The sequence below is a fragment of the Streptomyces sp. NPDC050704 genome (genome assembly GCF_040654355.1).
Lineage (GTDB): Bacteria > Actinomycetota > Actinomycetes > Streptomycetales > Streptomycetaceae > Streptomyces.
Map to the genome: position 1 here is coordinate 150,665 of NZ_JBFAHW010000009.1, position 20,938 is coordinate 171,602.

3 protein-coding genes are annotated in these 20,938 nt (G+C 73.1%); all 3 read left to right on the plus strand.

Annotated features, from left to right (window positions below; all coding sequences use genetic code 11):
- Positions 1-39 precede the first annotated feature (39 nt).
- Positions 40-282, plus strand: a complete 243-nt coding sequence (locus AB0I18_RS07445) for an MbtH family NRPS accessory protein (protein ID WP_363104424.1) — start codon at positions 40-42, stop codon at positions 280-282.
- Positions 283-327: 45 nt separating this feature from the next.
- Positions 328-5,532: an amino acid adenylation domain-containing protein gene (locus tag AB0I18_RS07450; RefSeq protein ID WP_363104425.1), complete on the plus strand. Its 5,205-nt coding sequence runs from the start codon at positions 328-330 to the stop codon at positions 5,530-5,532.
- Positions 5,529-20,938, plus strand: a 15,410-nt coding sequence (locus AB0I18_RS07455; RefSeq protein WP_363104426.1) for an amino acid adenylation domain-containing protein, incomplete at its 3' end; no start/stop codon positions are given. The genes AB0I18_RS07450 and AB0I18_RS07455, both read left to right, overlap by 4 nt.

Sequence of the window (20,938 nt, forward strand, 5' to 3'; positions counted from 1 at the left end):
GTCGGCCGGCCGACCACCGTATCGATCAAGGAGTTCTCCGTGACCGCACAGCAGACACCGCAGCAGAGCACCGAGCAGACCGAGGGCCCCGTCCAGCGCGTGGTGTTCAACGACGAGGAGCAGTACTCGCTGTGGCCCGCCGGGCGTGACCTGCCGGCCGGCTGGCACGCCGAGGGCACCGAGGGCAGCCGCGAGGAGTGCCTGGCGCGGATCGCCGAGGTGTGGACCGACATGCGCCCGCTGAGCCTGCGCCGCCGCATGCACGAGTCCTCCGCCGCCTGAGCCCGTCCGCCCACCCCAACGCCCAGGTCCGTGACAGGAGTTACCGTGAACGCAGAACTGCTTTCGGAACGCTTCGCCGAGCAGGCGTTCCGTACCCCGCACGCGGCCGCCGTCATCGACGGCGACCGGGCGGTGACGTACGGGGAGCTGGACCGTGCGTCCCTGCGCATGGCCCGCTACCTGCGGGACCTGGGTGTGGGGCCGGAGACGCTCGTCGGGGTGAGCCTGCCCCGCGGCGTCGATCTGGTCGTCGCGCTGCTGGGCGTGTGGCGGGCGGGCGCGGGATACGTCCCGCTCGACCCGGCCCAGCCGCCCGCCCGCCTGTCCGGCCTGGTCCGGGAGGCCGGGGCACGTCTGGTGCTCGCGGGCCCGGCCCTGGAGGGCGCGGTACGCGACGCGGGCGCCCGGCGCATCGGACCGGAGGAGGTCCCGGCCGGCCCGGACGACACCGGGGGCTCCGGGACCGCCGCCCCGCTGGCCCCCGCGGACCCGGCCAATGTCGCGTACGCCATCTTCACCTCGGGCTCGACCGGCCGCCCCAAGGCGGTGGCCGTCACCCACGAGGGCATCGCGCACCGGGTCGGCTGGACGGTGGAGCGGCACGCGCTCGGGGCGGGTGACCGGGTCCTGCAGAAGACCACCATCGGGTTCGACGCCGCCGGCTGGGAGATCTTCGCGCCCCTGGTCGCCGGCGGCACCGTCGTGCTCGCCCCGGCGGGCGCCGAGCGCGACCCGGCCGCGCTGCTGCGCGCGGTCGCCGACCACGGCGTCACCGTGCTCCAGGTCGTGCCCTCGGTACTGCGGCTGCTCGTCGACGAGGGCGACTGGAGCGGCTGCGGTTCGCTGCGGCTGCTCTTCTCGGCGGGCGAGGCCCTGCACGCCGGGCTCGTCGTGCGGCTGCGCGAGCGGACCGGTCCTGAGCTGGAGGTCTGGAACACCTACGGTCCCACCGAGTGCTCCATCGACGTCACCGCGCAGCCCGTCGATCCGGGCCTCACCGCCGGTCCCGTACCCATCGGGCGTCCGCTGCCGGGCATGCGGGTCCTGGTCCTCGGCCCGGACGGCACCCCCGTGCCCCTCGGCGTTCCGGGCGAGCTGTACGCGGGCGGCCCCGGGGTGGCGCGCGGCTACGCGGGGCGCTCCGACCTGACCGCCGAGCGATTCGTGCCCGACCCGTACGCCACCGAGCCCGGCGCCCGTCTCTACCGCACCGGCGACCAGGTGCGCTGGCGCTCCGACCGCACCCTGGAGTACCTGGGCCGCCTCGACCACCAGGTGAAGGTCAACGGCGTACGCATCGAGCCCGGCGAGGTCGAGGCGGCCCTCGCCGCGCACCCGGCCGTCACCGGCGCGGTGGTCACGCCGTACGAGGCCGGCGACGGGGGCAAGCGGCTGGCCGCGCATCTCACCGTGAGCGGGCCGCTGGACACGGCCGACCTGCGCGGCTTCCTGGCCGAGCGGCTGCCGGACAGCCACGTTCCCTCCTTCTTCCACACCCTCGACGCCCTCCCGCTGCTGTCCAACGGCAAGGTCGACCGGGCCATGCTGCCCAGCCCCGACGAGATCGTCGCGGCGGAGCAGCCTGCCTTCACCGCCCCGCGCGGCGCGGCGGAGGAACTCGTCGCGGGCGTCTGGGCGGACCTGCTCGGCCTCGACCGGGTCGGTGCGCGCGACGACTTCTTCGCCCTGGGCGGCACCTCCCTCCAACTGACCCGGCTCGCCGCCCGGTTGCGCGCCGCATCCGGCGAGAAGGTGTCCCTGCGCGGCCTGTTCGCGGCGACGACGGTCGAGACCCAGGCCAGGCTGATCACGCTCCCCGCCGAGCCCCTCGAAGGAACACCGGCCACGGGGGAGACCGCCACCGACGCCACCGCCGCCGAAGCGACCGCCACCCGGCCGGCGCACGGCCGTGACGCCGTCCGCGAGCCGGGCCCCGACGCCGTGGACGTGGACGACGGGCCGGAGATCACGGCCGTCCCGCGTGACGGCGACCTTCCCCTCTCCTCCGGCCAGCGGCGTCTCTGGTTTCTCGACCGGATGCATCCCGGGAGCCCCGAGTGGGTCGCGCCGCTGTTCCTGAGACTGCCCGCCTCGCTGGACGCCGGGACCGTGGAGCGTGCCCTCGACGCGCTGGCCGCACGGCACGAGCCGCTGCGCACCCGGTACGTGGACAGGGGTGGCGAGCCGCGTCAGGTCATCGACGCGCCCGGCACCACCGGTGTCGGGCTGCGCGTCGTGGACACCACGCCGGACGCGGTGGCCGCGCTCTTCGGCGAGCGGTTCGAGCAGGGCTTCGACCTCGCCGAAGGGCCACTGTGGCGGGCGTTGCTGGCCCGCAGGCCCGGCGAGGACCACCTGCTTCTGCTGACGATGCATCACATCACCTGTGACGGCTGGTCGACGGTGCTCCTGGAGCGCGAACTGCGCGAGCTGTGCGCGGCGTACGAGGCCGGCCGTGAGCCCGGCCTCCCGGACCTGCCCCTCCAGTACGCCGACTACGGCTCGTGGCAGGACGCCCGGCTCACCGACGACGTGGTCGAACAGGAGCTCGCTCACTGGCGCGGCGCCCTCGACGGCATCACCCCGCTCGACCTGCCCGCCGACCGCCCCCGCCCCGCGGTCCGCGATCCGCGCGGCGCGGTCGTACCGTTCCGCGTCGCCCCCCGACTCGCCGCCGAGCTGACGGACCTGGGCCGCTCGCACGGTGCCACGCCGTTCATGACGCTGCTGACGGCGTACGCCACCCTGGTCGCCCGCTACACAGGCCAGTGGGACGTCCCGGTCGGCACCCCCGTGGCCGGCCGCACCCGGCCCGAGACCGAGAACATGGTCGGGTTCTTCCTCAACTCCCTGGTCGTGCGCTGCGGCCTCACCGCCTCCATGACCTTCGCCGAGGCCCTGGGCCGGGTCCGCGACGCGGCCCGCGCGGCGTTCGTCCACCAGGAGCTGCCCTTCGAGCGGCTCGTCGACGAACTCCAGCCCGAGCGCGACCTGTCCCGCACCCCGCTCTACCAGGTGGCCTTCGACCTGCACAGCGAGGGCGTCACCAGCGTCGTCACCGACGACGCGGACCTCGCCGCGTTCACCGAGGCCTGGCAGGTGGCGAAGACGGACCTGTCGCTGTTCATGCGGCAGAGCCCCGACGGCTCCCTCGACGGCGTCCTCGAATACGCCACCTCGCTGTTCGAGCGGGCCACCGCCGAGCGCATGACCGGTCACTTCCTCACCCTGCTGGAGCAGGTCGCCCGGCACCCCGGCACCCCCCTCGGAGCCGTCGAACTGCTCGCCCCCGAGGAGCGCCGCCGGCTGCTCACCGACTGGAACGACACGGCGTTCGAGGGCGATGAGCGGACCGTCTTCGAACGCTTCGAGGAGCAGGCCCGCACCGCCCCGGGGCGCACCGCCCTGACCTTCGGCGCCGAGACCGTGACGTACGGCGAACTCGACGCCGCCGCCAACCGGCTGGCACAGCATCTGCGCACCCTGTGCGTGGGCGCCGAGTCACGGGTCGCGGTGCTCCTCGACCGCGGGCCCGAGCTGGTCACCGCCCTGCTGGCGGTGTGGAAGGCGTCCGGCGCCTACGTGCCCATGGACCCGTCCCACCCCGCGGAGCGCATCGCGGCGATGTGCGGGACGGCGGGCGTGCGCACCGCCGTGACGACCTCCGCGTACGCCGGCCGCTTCGCCTCCGCGGACGCGCGTCTGCTCCTCCTGGACACGGACGCCGACGCGATCGCCGGACGGCCCGCCACCGCGCCCGCGCGGACCAGGGACGCGGGACGGCTCGCGTACACGGTCTTCACCTCGGGTTCGACCGGCCGGCCCAAGGGCGTCGAGGTCACCCACCGGGGTCTCGCCAACCACGTGGACTGGGCGGCCCGCGAACTGGCCGACCAGGACTACGGCGGCGCCGCCCTGTTCTCCTCGGTCGCCTTCGACCTGGTCGTTCCCAACCTGTGGGTGCCCCTGGTCACCGGGCAGCGGCTGTTCCTGCTGCCGCAGGACACCGACCTGTCCGAGCTGGGCAAGTACCTGGCCGACGCCTCACCGTTCAGCTTCGTCAAGCTGACGCCTGGCCATCTCGACATCCTGGCCCAGCAGTTCACCCCGGCGCAGGCGGGTGCGCTGGCGCCGGTCGTGGTGGTGGCGGGGGAGGCGTTCACCCGGGCGACGCTGGGGCGCTGGCGGGCGCTGGCTCCGGAGGTGCGGTTGGTCAATGAGTACGGGCCGACCGAGGCGTCGGTGGGGACCACGGTCTACGAGGTTCCGCAGGACGCGGATGCCGAGGCCGATGCCGATGCCGGTGTGCTGCCGATCGGGCGTCCGCTGCCGAACATGACGACCTACGTCCTGGACGCGGCCCTGCAGCCGGTCCCGGTTGGGGTTACCGGTGAGCTGTATGTCGGCGGTACGGGTGTGGCGCGCGGGTATGCGGGTCGTCCGGACCTGACCGCGGAGCGGTTCGTGCCCGACCCGTACGGCACCACCGCCGGTGCACGTCTCTATCGCACCGGTGACCTGGTGCGTCATCTGCCGGACGGGGACATCGAGTTCCTGGGCCGGATCGACGACCAGGTCAAGATCCGCGGCTACCGGATCGAACTCGGCGAGATCCAGGCCGTCCTCGCCGGCCACCCCGACATCCGCGACGCCGTCGTCACCGTGCACCGGCCCGAGAACGGCGAACCGCGGCTGGTGGCCCACGTGGTGCCCGCCGACGCCGACGCAGGGGCTCCGCTTCCCGACCTCGCCGGCCACTGCGCGGCCCGCCTGCCCGAGTACATGATCCCGGCCACGTTCACCGTGCTCGACACGATCCCGGTCAACGCCAACGGCAAGGTCGACCGGTCAGCCCTGCCCGCGCCCGGGGGGACCGCCGACGACGAGGGGTACACCGCACCCAGCGGCCTCGTCGAGGAGCGCATCGCCGAGATCTGGACCGAGCTGCTCGGCGTCCAGGCCGGCGCCCACGACAACTTCTTCCACATCGGCGGCAATTCGATCCTCGCGATCCGTCTGATCTCGCACATCCAGCAGGAGTTCGAGGTCGACTTCGCCGTCCGCACGGTCTTCGAGGGGCCCACGGTCGCCCGGCTCGCGACCGCCGTCGAGGAGCGCGTCACGGCGCAGATCGCCGCGCTCTCCGACGCCGACCTCCTCGACGAGACGGACCTCACGGCCACCGGCGCGGATCCCGCCCACACCGCAGACCTCACGGACAACCCCTCGCTGAAGGAGCACAAGGCATGAGCACCGGGGAAATGGAGAAGCCCGTTCTGTCGGGCACCGATGCCGACGCGCTCCGCGCCGAGCTGCTGCGCCGCCGCCTCGCGGGCCGGCGCGGCACCGCCGACCGCCGGCCGGAGATCCCCCGCGCCGACCGAGCCGCCCCGCTGCCGCTGTCGTACGGCCAGCAGCAGATGTGGTTCCTCAGCCGCCTGGAGCCGGACAGCCCCGAGTACCTGGTCCCGCTGGTGCTGCGACTGCGCGGCGCCCTCGACACCGACGCGCTCGACCGGGCCTGGCAGAGCCTGCTGGAGCGGCACGAGATCCTGCGCACCCGCTACGTCCTGGAGGGTGACGAACCCGCCCAGCTCGTCGACGCGCCGCGCCCCCTGCCCCTCGACCGGTCGGAGGCCGCCGACGACGACGCGGCCCGTGCCCTCGTCGAGGGGGACCTGGCCCGTCCCTTCGACCTCGGCCAGGACCGGCCGGTGCGGGCCCGGCTGATCCGGCTCGCCGACGACGAGCACATCCTCGCCGTCGTCTTCCACCACATCGCCTGCGACGCATGGTCCACCGGTGTCTTCGGCCAGGAACTCAGCGAGCTGTACGCGGGCTCCACGCCGGCCCCGCTCGCCGTGCAGTACGCGGACTACGCGGCCTGGCAGCGCGCCGAGCTGACCGGTGAGGTCGTCGACCGCCAACTCGGCTACTGGCGAGAGCGTCTGGCGGACCTCGCACCGCTCGACCTGCCCGCCGACCGGCCGCGCCCCGCCGTACGCGACGGTGCCGGTTCCGCCGTGCCGTTCGACATCCCCGCCCCGCTGGCGACGCGGCTGCGCGAGCTGGCCGCCCGGCACGACAGCACGCCCTTCATGCTGTTCCTCGCCGCCTACCAGACCCTGCTGGCCCGCTACACCGGCCGCACGGACATCGCGGTCGGCACGGTGGTCTCCGGCCGCGGCCGCCCCGAGCTCCAGCGGCTGATCGGCTACGGCATCAACAGCCTGGTGATGCGCGGCGACCTCTCCGGCGATCCCGCCTTCACCGACCTGCTGGCCCGCACCCGCGCAACGGTGCTGGACGCCTACGACCACCAGGACGTCGCCTTCGCCCAGGTCGTCGAAGCCCTGAGCCCCGAGCGCGACCTCTCCCGCACTCCGCTGTTCCAGGCCGCCTTCACGATGCACGGTGAGCGCGGCTCGTCGTTCGCGTTCCCCGGCGTCGAGGTGGCGCCGTTCGAGGGCGCGGGCCGGGTCGCCAAGTTCGACCTGGACCTCCAGATCCGCGAAGCGACGGACGGCTCGCTCACCGGGCATCTGGAGTACGCCACGGCGCTGTTCGACCGCTCCACCGTGGAACGCTTCCGCGGCCACCTGCTGCGCCTGCTCACCGGCATCACCGCCGACCCCGGCGCGCCGGTCTCCTCGTACGAGATCCTCGACGACGCCGAACGGGCCGTGCTGCTGGGTGCCCCGGAGGACCCGCAGCCGGTGACGCGCCGGGTGCACGAGGTGTTCGAGGAGCAGGTGGCGCTGACGCCGGAACGGGTCGCGGTGTCTTTCGAGGGCACCGACCTGACGTATGCGGAGGTCAATTCGCGGGCGAACCGGATCGCGCATTCCCTGATCGCCCGGGGGGTGGGTCCGGAGACGCTGGTGGGCCTGAGTCTGGAGCGTGGTGTCGAGCTGGTTCCGGCGCTGCTGGGAATCCTCAAGTCGGGCGCGGCCTACCTGCCGCTGGATCCGGCGAACCCGGCCGACCGTATCGCGTACATCGTGCGGGACGCGCAGGCGCCGGTCGTGGTGACCACCTCCGAGTACGCGCACCTCTTCGACGTCGACCTGCTGCTCCTGGACGGCGACGCCGAAACCCTGGCCGCGCGGCCCGAGTCGGACCCGGCCGTCCCCGGCAGTCCCGAGAACCTGATTTACACGATCTACACGTCGGGTTCGACGGGGAAGCCGAAGGGCGTGGCGCTGACCCACGCCAATGTGGTGCGGTTGCTGGAGCGCGGTCAGGAGCATTACGCGTTCGACGAGACGGACGTCTGGCCGCTGTTCCACAGCTACGCCTTCGACGTGTCCGTCTGGGAGATGTGGGGCGCCCTGCTGCACGGCGGCCGGCTCGTCGTCGTCCCCTACGCCGTCACCCGCTCACCCGAGGAGTTCCTGGACCTGCTGGTGCGGGAGCGGGTCACGGTGCTCAACCAGACGCCCTCCGCGTTCCGCTCGCTGATCGGCACCGACGCCGAACTGGCACTGCGGGCCGTGGTGTTCGCGGGCGAGAAGCTGGAGATCTCCGAACTGCGGCCGTGGACCGACCGGTTCGGCCTGGACCGGATCGCCCTGGTCAACATGTACGGGATCACCGAGACGACGGTCCACACCACCTACCACCGCCTGACCGACCGGGACCTGGAGCCGCAGGCGGGCAACCCCGTGGGCCGCCCGCTGGCCGACCTGCGGGTGTACCTCCTGGACGCGGACGGTCGGTTGGTGCCGATCGGTGTGCCCGGTGAGATCCATGTGGGCGGTCCCGGTGTGGCGCGTGGCTATCTCAACCGGCCGGAGCTGACCGCGGAGCGGTTCGTGCCCGATCCGTACGGTCCGGCCGGTTCGCGTCTCTACCGCAGTGGTGACCTGGCGCGCCGGCTGCCGGACGGTGGTCTGGAGTTCCTGGGCCGGATCGACGACCAGGTCAAGATCCGCGGCTTCCGTATCGAGCTGGGCGAGATCGAGACCGCGCTGGCCGCACACCCTCAGGTCCGTGACGCCGTCGTGCTGGTCCGTGAGGACACCCCAGGCGACAAACGCCTCGTCGCCTACCTGACGGCGGCCGCCGACGCGGCCCCCGCCCCGGGGGAGCTGCGCTCACACCTCGCCGCTCAACTGCCCGAGTACATGGTCCCGTCGGCGTTCGTCGCCCTCGACGCGCTGCCGCTGACCACCAACGGCAAGCTCGACAAACGCGCCCTGCCCGCCCCCGGCCAGGACGCCCTGGGCGCGACCGGACATGTCGCCCCGCGCACCGTCACCGAGGAGCGCATCGCCGAGGTGTGGGCCGACGTCCTCGGCCTGGACCGGGTCGGCGTCGAGGACGGCTTCTTCGACCTCGGCGGCCACTCCATCCGCGCCGTCGCCCTCGTCGGCCGGCTCCGCGCGATCGGCTACGACCTGGCGGTGCGCGACGTCTTCGAGTACCGCACGGTCGCCCGCGTCGCCGAACTGGTCACCGGGCGCCCGGCCCCGGCGGACCCCGACCGCACGGTCGAACCGTTCGCGCTGCTGTCCGACGCGGACCGGGAGCGGCTGCCCGAGGGCCTCGCCGACGCCTACCCGCTCTCCCAGGTGCAACTCGGCATGGTCGTCGAGATGCTGACGGACGACGGCAAGCACCCCTACCACAACGTCACCTCGTTCCGGATCCGCGACGGGCGGCCCTTCTCGCTCCAGGCCCTGCGCGGCGCCGCCGCGGCCGTCGTGGCCCGCCACGAGGCCCTGCGCACCTCCGTCGACCTCACCGGCTACTCCGTACCCCTCCAACTGGTCCACGCCATCGCCGAGATGCCCGTCGGCGCCCGCGACCTGTCCCAGCTGGAGGGTCCCGAACTCCTCGCCTCACTGCGGGAGTTCACGGACAAGGAACGCTCCGAGCTGTTCGATCTGGCGACGCCGCCGCTGCTGCGCCTGTACGCGCACGTCACGCGCGACGGCAGCTGGTGGATCACCAACACCGAGTGCCACGCGATCCTCGACGGCTGGAGCCACCACTCCCTGCTGATGGAGGTCCTGGAGGAGTACGGGCGGATCAGGGACGGCCTGGAGCCGGCCGACGCCGTGGCGGAGCCGGCGACGCGGGCGGAGTTCTCGGAGTCCGGGGAGCCCGGCGAGTCCGCGGAGCCCCGGGAGTCCGTGGAGTCCGCCCGGCCCGCCGTCCGTTTCGCCGACTTCATCGCCGCCGAGCTGGACGTGCTCGCCTCCGAGGAGACCCGCGCCTACTGGCGGTCCGTCGTCGACGGCAACGCCCGGCTCACGGTCCCCGTGCCGTGGCGCGGCGACCCCGGGGACACCGGCGCCCCGTACCGCGTGCCGGTGCCCTTCCACGACCTGGAGGACCGGCTTCGCGCCCTGGCCACGAAGGCGGGCGCCTCGTTCAAGAGCGTCCTGCACGCGGCGCACCTGAAGACGCTCAGCATGCTCACCGAGGAGGACCGCTTCTTCACCGGCCTGGTGTGCAACGCACGGCCCGAGGTGCTCGGCGCCGACCGCGTCTACGGCATGCACCTGAACACCCTGCCGTTCGCGTACGACCGCACGGCCGCCACCTGGCGCGAACTCGTCGGGCAGGTCTTCGCCCGCGAGATCGAGCTGTGGCCGCACCGCACCTTCCCGATGCCCGTCATCCAGCGTGAATTCGCCGACGGCGAGCGGCTGATCGACATGCGGTTCAGCTACCACGACTTCGACCAGGTCGACCGCGAGCAGGTCGACTACCTGGCGAGCATCGACGACAGCCCCACCGAGTTCCCGCTCGGCGTCTCGGCCCGCGTCGGCCACCTCGTCCTCACGGCGTCCCCGAAGGCCCTCAGCCGCAGCGGCACGGACCGCCTGGCGGCCATGCTGCGCCTCGTTTTGGAGGCCATGGCGGCGGACCCGGACGGTGACGCCCGCCTGGCCTTCCTGCCGGCGGGGGAGCGGGAGCGGCAGCTGACCGAGTGGAACGACACCTCGTACGGGGCCGAGGCCGTCACCGTCCTTGGGCGTTTCGAGGAGCAGGCGGCCCGCACTCCGGGGGCCGTGGCGGTCCGCCACGAGGGCGGCACGCTCTCGTACGGCGAACTCGACTGCCGTGCCAATCAGTTGGCGCATCACCTGCGTGGTCTGGGGGTGGGGGCCGAGTCGCGTGTCCTGGTCCGGCTGGACCGCGGCCCGGACCTGCTGACCGCTCTACTGGCGGTCTGGAAGGCGGGCGGCGCCTACGTGCCCGTCGACCCGTCCCACCCCGCCGACCGCGTCGCCGCCATGCGCGAGCTGTCCGGAGCTCCGGTGACCCTCACGGAAATCCCCGTGCGGGCTCTCATCAGCCTGCCCACCACCGCCCCGGCGAGGTCCGAGGACCTGGACCGGCTGGCGTACGTGATCTTCACCTCGGGTTCGACGGGAACGCCGAAGGGCGTCGAGGTCTCCCACCGGGGTCTGGCCAACCATGTCGCCTGGGCCGCGCGGGAGTTGGCCTCGCAGGGCGGGGGAGGCGCCCCGTTGTTCTCCTCGGTCGCCTTCGACCTGGTCGTCCCCAACCTGTGGGCGCCCCTGGTCACCGGCCAGACCGTGCACACCGTGAGCCAGGACGTCGACATGGCGGACCTGGGCAAGTACCTGGCCGACGCCTCACCGTTCAGCTTCGTCAAGCTGACGCCGGGGCACCTGGACGTCCTGGCCCAGCAGCTCACCGCGGAACAGGCCGCCGCGTTGGCGCCCGTCCTGGTGGTGGCGGGGGAGGCGTTCACCCGGGCGATGCTGGAGCGCTGGCGGGCGCTGGCTCCGGAGGTGCGGCTGATCAACGAGTACGGGCCGACCGAGGCGTCGGTGGGGACCACCGTCTACGAGGTCCCGCAGGACACCGGTGCCGATGTGCTGCCGATCGGGCGTCCGCTGCCGAACATGACGACGTACGTCCTGGACGCGGCCCTGCAGCCGGTCCCGGTCGGGGTCACCGGGGAGCTGTACGTCGGCGGCACCGGTGTGGCGCGCGGATACGCGGGCCGTCCGGACCTGACCGCGGAGCGGTTCGTGCCCGACCCGTACGGCACCACTGCCGGCGCGCGGCTGTACCGCACCGGTGACCTGGTGCGCCAACTCGCGGACGGGAACGTGGAGTTCCTGGGCCGGATCGACGACCAGGTCAAGATCCGCGGCTACCGCGTCGAACTCGGCGAGATCCAGGCCGTCCTCGCCGGCCACCCCGACATCCGCGACGCCCACGTGACCACGTTCGACGGCGAACTCGCCGGGTACTACGCACCCGCCGACGCCCCCGCCGAGACCGTGCGCGAGCACCTCGCCGCCCGGCTGCCCGACTACATGATCCCGGCCACGCTGACCCCTCTCGAAGCCCTGCCCCTCAACGCCAACGGCAAGATCGACCGCCGAGCCCTGCCCACGCCGGACACCGCCGAAGCCGCCGGCACCGCCGATGACGGGTACGTCGCCCCGCGCACCGACACCGAGGAGCGGATCGCCACCGTGTGGCGGCGCGTCCTGGAGCGGGAGACCGTCGGTGTCGAGGACGACTTCTTCGAGACCGGCGGGCACTCCATCCGTGCCGTCGCCCTGGTCGGCGCACTGCGCGCCGAGGGCTTCGACATCGGGGTGCGGGACGTCTTCGAGTACCGAACCGTCGCCCGGCTGTCCGAGCTGCTGACCGGGCGTCCCGCGCCCGAGGCCGCCGACACGGGTGTCGAACCGTTCGCCCTGGTGCCCGCGGCCGACCGCGGGCACCTGCCCGGCGGACTCGACGACGCGTACCCGCTGTCCCAGGTGCAGACGGGCATGGCGGTCGAGATGCTCGCGGAGGAGGGCGGAAACAAGTACCACAACGTCAGCCTCTTCCCGATCCGCGACGGCCTGCCGCTCGACGTCGTCGCCCTGCGCGCCGCCGCCCGCACACTCACCGCACGCCACGACATCCTGCGCACCTCCGTCGAGCTGACCGCCCACTCCGTGCCCATGCAGTACGTGCACACGCACGCCGACGTCCCGGTGACGGTGCGGGACCTGCGGGACCTGGACGGCGCGGACGCCCGCACCGAGGCGATCGGGGCCTGCCGTACCGAGGAGCGCACCCGGCTCTTCGACCTGTCCGCCGCGCCGCTGCTGCGCATCACCGCGCTCGTCGAGGACGACACCTCCTGGCAGCTCGTGCTGACCCAGCCGCACCTGGTCACCGAGGGCTGGAGCCACCACTCCCTGCTGATGGAACTCCTCGACTGCTACCGGCAGTTCAGGGACACCGGTGCCCCCGGGCCCTACACGGCCCCCGCCGTCCGGTACGCCGACTTCATCGCCGGCGAACTGGACTCCCTGGCCGCCGACGAGGACCGCGACTTCTGGCAGCGGACCGTCGACACGCACGCGCCGTTCGCACTGCCCGCGTCCTGGGCCGATGCCCCGGACACCCCGCGTTCCGTCTCCAGGGCCCGGGTGGACCTGAGCGGCGTCGAGCGGCCGCTGCGGGCGCTGGCGGCCGCGGCGCGCGTCTCCTACAAGAGCGTGCTGCACGCCGCGCACCTGAAGGTGATGAGCCAGCTCACCGACGAGGAGCACTTCTTCACGGGCATCGTCGCGCACGGCCGTCCGGAGGCCCCGGGCGCCGAGCGCGTCTACGGCATGCATCTCAACACGCTGCCCCACCCCGCCGACCGCTCCGCCCGCACCTGGCGCGAGCTGGTGCAGCGGACCTTCGCCCGGGAGGCCGCGACCTGGCCGCACCGGCGCTACCCGCTGCCCGCCGTGCAGCGGCTGGCCGGCGGCGAGCGGCTCATCGACGTGGTCTTCAACTATCTGGACTTCCACCAGGTCGACACGGAGCGCGTCGACTTCGGTGCGGCCGTGCACGACGCGGCCACCGAGTTCGGCCTGCATGTGTCGGTCCTCGGCGGCCACCTGGGCCTCAGCAGCCACACGCACGCGCTCAGCCAGGCGAACGCCGAGCGTCTCGCCGGGCTCTACCGCACGGTCCTCGAAGCGATGGCCGCGAACCCGGACGGCGACGCCCGGGCCGCGTATCTGCCGCCGGAGGAGCGGGAGTCGCTGACCGTCACGACGCGGCGCGCACCCGCCGCACAGGGCCCGGTCCCCGAGCAGTTCGCCGCGCTTGCGGCACGCACCCCGGACGCGGTCGCGCTGGCCCACGAGGACGGCGAGACGACGTACGCGGAGCTCGACGCCCGCGCCAACCGGCTCGCGCACCACCTCGCCGGACTCGGCGTCGGACCCGAGACGGTCGTCGCGGTCTCGATGAACCGCGGCCCCGACCTGATCACCGGCATCCTCGGCATCCTCAAGGCGGGCGGCGCCTACCTGCCGCTCGACCCGGCCTACCCGGCCGACCGTCTCACGTACATGCTCGACGACTCGGCCGCCCCGGTGCTGCTCACCGAGCGGGACGTCGCGCCGGCCCTGCCGGAGCACACGGCCCGCACCGTCGTCGTCGACGACCCCGGCACCGCCGCGGCGATCGCGGGGCAGCCGTCCACGGCACCCGCCGTGGAGCTGTGGACCGCGTCCGCCGCGTACGTCATCTACACCTCCGGCTCCACCGGCCGGCCGAAGGGTGTCGTGGTCACCCACGCCGGCACCGGCAACCTCGGTGCGGGCATGGCCGCCCGCATGGGCATCGAACCGGGCAGCCGGGTGCTGCAGTTCGCCTCCATCAGCTTCGACGCGGCCTTCGCCGAACTGGCCCAGACCCTCCTCACGGGCGCCACGCTCGTCCTCGCGCCCGCCGAGCGGCTGATGCCGGGGCCCGAGCTGGCGGCTCTCACCCACGAGCAGCGGGTCACCCATGTCACGCTGCCGCCCACCGCCCTGTCGGTGCTGCCCGTCGACGGCGGACTCCCGGCCGGAACCACCCTCCTGGTCGCGGGTGAGGCATGCCCGCCCGACACGGTCGCCGCCTGGTCCGCGGACCGCGTGATGATCAACGCGTACGGCCCTACCGAGACGACCGTGTGCGCCACCATGAGCGCGCCCCTGTCCGGGGCGGCCGTCCCGCCGATCGGGCGGCCGATGCCCGCCTTCACGACGCACGTGCTCGACGCCCGGATGCAGCCGGTGCCCGCCGGAGTCCCCGGCGAGCTGTACCTCGGCGGCATCGGGGTGGCCCGCGGCTACCTCGGCCGCCCGGGCCTGACCGCCGAGCGGTTCGTGCCCGATCCGTACGCCACCGAGCCCGGCACCCGGCTCTACCGCACCGGCGACCTCGTTCGCCAACTGCCCAGTGGCGACCTGCAGTTCATCTCCCGCACCGACACCCAGATCAAGCTGCGCGGCTTCCGCGTCGAACTCGGCGAGATCGAGACGGCCCTCGCCGCCCACCCCCTGGTGAGGGCGGCGGTCGCCGACGTACGCGAGGACGTGCCCGGAGCACGCACCCTCGCCGCCTACTACGTGCCCGAGCCCGGTGCCCTGCCCGAGCCGGCCGAACTGCGCGACCTGCTCGCCGCGTCGCTGCCCGACCACATGGTCCCGGCGTCGTTCACCCCGCTCGACGCCGTGCCGCTGAGCCCCACGGGGAAGACCGACCGGCGCGCCCTGCCCGCCCCCGACCGCTCCGCGCACACCGCGGCCGAGGCGTACACCGCGCCGCGCACCCCCGTCGAGGAGCGGGTCGCGGCGGTGTGGAGCGAGGTCCTCGGAGTCGGCCGGGTCGGCGTGCACGACGGCTTCTTCGACCTGGGCGGCGACTCCATCCGTGCCGTCACCCTGATCGGCGCGCTGCGCGCGGCCGGCTTCGACACCGGAGTCCGCGAGGTCTTCGAGGCCCGCACGGTCGCCGCGCTCGCCGAACTCCTCACCGGGCGGGCGGCCCCGGCCGAACCCACCTGGAGCGAGCCGTTCGCACTCGTACCCGACGCGGACCGCGCCCTGCTGCCCGGCGGGCTCGACGACGCGTACCCGCTGTCGCAGGTGCAGACCGGCATGGTCGTGGAGATGCTCGCCGACGGCGCCCGCACCAAGTACCACAACGTGAGCGTGAACCGGATCCGCGACGGTGTGCCGTTCTCGGCCGAGGCGCTGCGGGAGGCGGCCCGTGCCGTCGTCGCGCGGCACGAGGTGTTGCGCACCTCCTTCGAGCTGACCGCGTACTCCGTGCCGATGCAGCTGGTGCACACCACCGCCACCGTGCCGGTGCGCGTCACCGACCTGCGGGACGCCACCACCGAGGAGCGGGAGCGGACGGTCGGGGAGTTCGTCGCGGCCGAGCATGCCGACCACTTCGACCTGGCGGCGGCCCCGCTGCTGCGGGTCGCCGCGTTCGTGGCGAGCGACGAGACCTGGCAGCTGGCTCTCACCGAGTCCCACGCGATCACCGAGGGGTGGAGCTACCACGCGCTGATGATGGAGCTCCTCGACGTGTACGCCGCCCTGCGCGACGGAGTCGAACCCGCACTGCCCGACCTGCCCCGGGTGCGCTTCGCGGACGCCGTCGCGGCCGAACTGGCCGTCCTCGACAGCGCCGAGAGCCGCGGTCACTGGCAGGACACCCTCGACACCTACCCGGCGTTCGCGCTGCCGGCGGGCTGGGGCGACACCTCCACCCCGCCGGAGACGTACCGGGTCAGCGTCGAACTGGCCGACCTGGAACCCGGCCTGCGAGCCCTGGCCACCGCCTCCCGCACCTCCCTCAAGGCGGTCCTGCACGCCGCCCACCTGAAGGTCCTCAGCCAGCTCACCCCGGAGGAGTGCTTCCACGCGGGCCTGGTCGGCGACACCCGGCCCGAGGCTCCCGGCGCCGACCGGGTGCTCGGCATGTACGTCAACACCGTGCCGTTCGCCCACGACCGCTCCGCCGCCACCTGGCGCGAACTGGTGCGGCAGGTCTTCGACCACGAGGTGGCGCTGTGGCCGCACCGCCAGTACCCGCTGCCCGCGATCCAGCGGCAGGCGGGCGGACAGCGGCTGGTCGACGTCGTCTTCAACTACCAGGACTTCCACCAGGTCGACACCGATCTGGTGGATGTGGCGGCCGGAGTCGGAGCGGGCGGCATCGAGTTCGGACTCGCCGTGACCACCCTCGCCGGGCGCCTGCACCTCAAGTCGGACACGCACCGCGTCAGCCGCGCCCACGCCGCGCGCCTGGCCGCGATGTACCGGGCCGTCCTGGCGGCGATGGCCGCCGGAGCCGACGGGGACGCCAGGGAGGTGTACCTGCCGACCGGTGAGCGCGAACTCCAGCTCGCCGACTGGACGAGCCCACGGACACCCGGCGACCGCCCCGAGGCCTGCGTGCACGAGGTCTTCGAGGAGCGGGCCGCCCGCACCCCGGACGCCGTCGCCGTGACCTTCGGCGCCACCCACCTCACCTACGCCGAACTGAACACCCGCGCCAACCGCGTCGCACACCTGCTGCGCGCCAAGGGCGTCGGACCGGAGACCCTGGTGGGCGTCAGCCTGGAACGCGGCACCGACCTGGTGGCCGTCCTGCTCGGCGTCCTCAAGGCGGGCGGCGCGTATCTGCCGCTCGACCCGGCCTACCCGGCCGACCGGCTCACCTACATCGCCGAGGACGCCGCCGCCCAGGTCGTCGTCACCACGTCCGCACAGGCGGGCTCCTTCACCGCCGGCCTGGTCCTGCTCGACACGGACGCGGAACTCCTCGACGCGCAGCCCGGCACGAACCCCGTCCCGCTCGCGGGCCCCGAGAACCTGATCTACGTCATCTACACCTCGGGCTCCACCGGCCGGCCCAAGGGCGTGACCCTCACCCACGCCAACGTGCTGCGCCTGTTCACCGTCACCGAGGGACAGTTCGGTTTCGGCCCGCGGGACGTGTGGACGCTCTTCCACAGCTACGCCTTCGACTTCTCGGTGTGGGAACTGTGGGGCGCCCTCCTGTACGGCGGGCGGCTCGTGGTCGTCGAGCAGACGGTGGCGCGCTCACCCGAGGACTTCCTCGACCTGCTGGTGGCCGAGCGGGTGACGGTGCTCAACCAGACGCCGTCCGCGTTCCGCTCACTGGCCGCCGCCGCCCGGGACGACGACCCGCGCATCGCGGAACTCGCGCTGCGCACGGTGGTGTTCGGCGGCGAGAAACTGGAGGTCGCCGAGCTGAAGCCATGGGCGGAGCGGGTCGGCCTCGCCACCACCGACCTGGTGAACATGTACGGGATCACCGAGACCACCGTGCACGTCACCCACCACCTGCTCACCGACGACGACCTCGCGTCGCCCCCGCGCAGCCCCGTCGGGGGCCCCCTCGCCGACCTGCGGGTCTGCCTCCTGGACCGGAACGGCCGGATCGTGCCGCTGGGCGTGCCCGGCGAGATCCACGTCGGCGGCCCGGGAGTGGCCCGCGGCTACCTCGGCCGGCCGGAGCTCACCGCCGAACGGTTCGTGCCCGACCCGTACGCCACCGAGCCCGGCGCCCGCCTGTACCGCGCGGGAGACCTGGCCCGCCGACTGCCGGACGGCGGTCTGGAGTTCCTGGGCCGGATCGACGACCAGGTCAAGATCCGCGGCTTCCGCATCGAGCTGGGCGAGATCTCCGCCGCGCTCGGCGGGCACCCGGCGGTGCGGGACGCGGTGGTCGTCGTCCGTGAGGACACCCCCGGCGACAAACGCCTCGTCGGCTACTTCGTACCGGCCGGCGAACAGCCCCCCGTACTCGCGGAGTTGCGCGCCCATCTGGCGCGGGAGCTGCCGGACCACATGGTCCCGGCCGCGTACGTGCCGATCGAGCGGATCCCGCTGAACGCCAACGGCAAGCTCAACCGCCGCGTCCTGCCCGCGCCCTCGGACGCCGCCCTCGCCGCCGACGAGACGTACACGGCACCGCGGACCCCCGTCGAGGAACGGATCGCCGCCGTCTGGCGCGAGGTGCTCGGCGCCGAACGGGCCGGCGCGCACGACAGCTTCTTCGACCTCGGCGGCGACTCCATCCGTGCCGTGGCGCTGGTCGGCGCGATGCGCGCGGCGGGCTTCGACGTCGCCGTCCGCGAGGTCTTCGAACTACGCACCGTCGCCGGGCTCGCCGAGCTTCTGGACGGCCGGAAGGAACCCATGGACCCCATGTACGTGGAGACACGCGTGCGACCGTACGAGCTGATCACCGAGGCCGACCGGACGAAGCTGCCCCGGGGCACCACCGACGCCTATCCGCTCTCCCAGATCCAGGCCGGCATGGTCGTCGAGCTGATGGCCGACGAGGGCCGCGGCAACTACCACAACGTGACCTCGTTCCGGATCACGGACGACGCCCCGTTCGCGCCCGCCGCGTTCGAGTCGGCCGTCCGCTCGGTGGTGGCCCGCCACGACGTGCTGCGCACCTCGGTCGCCGCGTCCGGATACTCGGTGCCGCTGCAGATCGTCCACGAGCGGGTCGACACCCCGCTCACGGTGACCGACCTGCGGCACACCGGCACGGCGGAGCTGGAGGCCGCGCTGCGGGCGTACGTCGCCGAGGAGCGCGCGGCCCTGTTCGACCTGTCGGCGGCCCCGCTGCTGCGCACCGCCGCACACATCGAGAGCGACAGCGCCTGGTGGCTGTCGGTCACCGAGTCGCACGTCATCCTGGAGGGCTGGAGCCACGCCACCCTCGTCATGGAGCTGCTCACCGCCTACCGGGAGTTCCGCGACACCGGCGGGACGCACCCCTACGAGCAGCCGCCCGTGCGGTACGCCGACTTCATCGCGGGCGAGGCCGAGTCGCTGGCCTCCGCCGACGACCGGGCGTACTGGGAGGGCGTCGTCGAGCGGCACGCCAAGCTCGAACTGCCCGCCTCCTTCGCCGAACCGGCCAAGCCCCGCGAGTCCCACCGCGTCCTCGTCGCCCTCGACGACCTCGCGCCGCGCCTGCGGGCCCTGGCCTCGGAGACCGGCACGTCCCTGAAGAGCGTGCTGCACGCCGCACACCTGAAGGTGATGAGCCAGCTCACCGGCGAACAGGCCTTCTTCACCGGCCTGGTCACCCACGCGCGGCCCGAGGCGCCGGGCGCCGAGCGGGTGCTCGGCATGCACCTCAACACCCTGCCGTTCGGGCACGACCGCTCCGCCCGCACCTGGCGCGAGCTGGTCGGCCAGGTCTTCGCCCGTGAGCTGGAGGTCTGGACGCACCGCCGCTTCCCGCTCCCGGAGATCCAGCGCGCGGCGCGCGGCGGCCGGCTGATCGACGTGCTGTTCAACTTCGTCGACTTCCACCAGGTCGACGACGAACTGGTCGACTCCGGTGTGCGTATCAGTGAGACCCCGACCGAGTTCGGTCTGTCCGTGCACGCCACCGGCACGAACATCGTCCTCAGCACCAACACCCACGTACTCGGCAGGGCGCACGCCGAACGCCTCGCGGGCATGTACCGGGCGGTCCTCGACGCGATGGCGGAGGACGCCGACGGTGACGCCCGGACGAACCGCCTCCCGGCGGGCGAACGCGAGCGGCTGCTCGGTGATCTGACGCCGGGGACGGTGGAGCCGGTGACGCGCCGGGTACATGAGGTGTTCGAGGAGCAGGTGGCGCGGACGCCGGAACGGGTCGCGGTGTCCTTCGAGGGCACCGATCTGACGTATGCGGAGGTGAACGCCCGGGCGAACCGGATCGCGCATTCCCTGATCGCCCGGGGGGTGGGTCCGGAGTCGCTGGTGGGCCTGAGTCTGGAGCGTGGTGTCGAGCTGGTCCCGGCGTTGCTGGGAATCCTCAAGTCGGGCGCGGCCTACCTGCCGCTGGACCCGGCGAACCCGGCCGACCGCATCGCGTACATCGTGCGGGACGCGCAGGCGCCGGTCGTCGTGACCACCGCCGGGCATGCCGGTCTGTTCGATGTGGATCTGCTGCTGCTGGACGCGGACGCGCAGGCGCTGGCCCGGCTGCCGGAGACGAATCCGGGAGTGGTGGGCAGTCCGGAGAACCTGATCTACACGATCTACACGTCGGGTTCGACGGGGAAGCCGAAGGGTGTGGCGCTGACCCACGCCAATGTGGTGCGGCTGCTGGAGCGCGGTCAGGAGCACTACGCGTTCGACGAGACGGACGTCTGGCCGCTGTTCCACAGCTACGCCTTCGACGTGTCCGTCTGGGAGATGTGGGGCGCCCTGCTGCACGGTGGCCGGCTCGTCGTCGTCCCCTACACGGTCACCCGCTCCCCGGACGAGTTCCTCGACCTCCTGGTCGACCAGGAGGTGACGGTCCTCAACCAGACGCCGTCCGCGTTCCGTTCACTGGTGGCGGCCGCCGCCGACGGAGACCGGCGCGTCAAGCAGCTGTCCCTGCGGGCCGTGGTGTTCGCGGGCGAGAAGCTGGAGATCTCCGAACTGCGGCCGTGGACCGACCGGCTGGGCCTGGCCCGGACGGCGCTCGTGAACATGTACGGGATCACCGAGACCACCGTGCACACGACGTACCACCGCCTGACCAGGAAGGACCTCGACCCGCAGGCGGGCAACGCCATCGGCCGCCCCCTCGCCGACCTCCGGGTGCATCTCCTGGACGTGGACGGTCAGTTGGTGCCGATCGGTGTGCCGGGTGAGATCCATGTGGGTGGTCCTGGTGTGGCGCGTGGCTATCTCAACCGGCCGGAGCTGACCGCCGAGCGGTTCGTGCCTGATCCGTACGGTCCGGCCGGCTCGCGTCTCTACCGCAGTGGTGACCTGGCGCGCCGGCTGCCGGACGGTGGTCTGGAGTTCCTGGGCCGGATCGACGACCAGGTCAAGATCCGCGG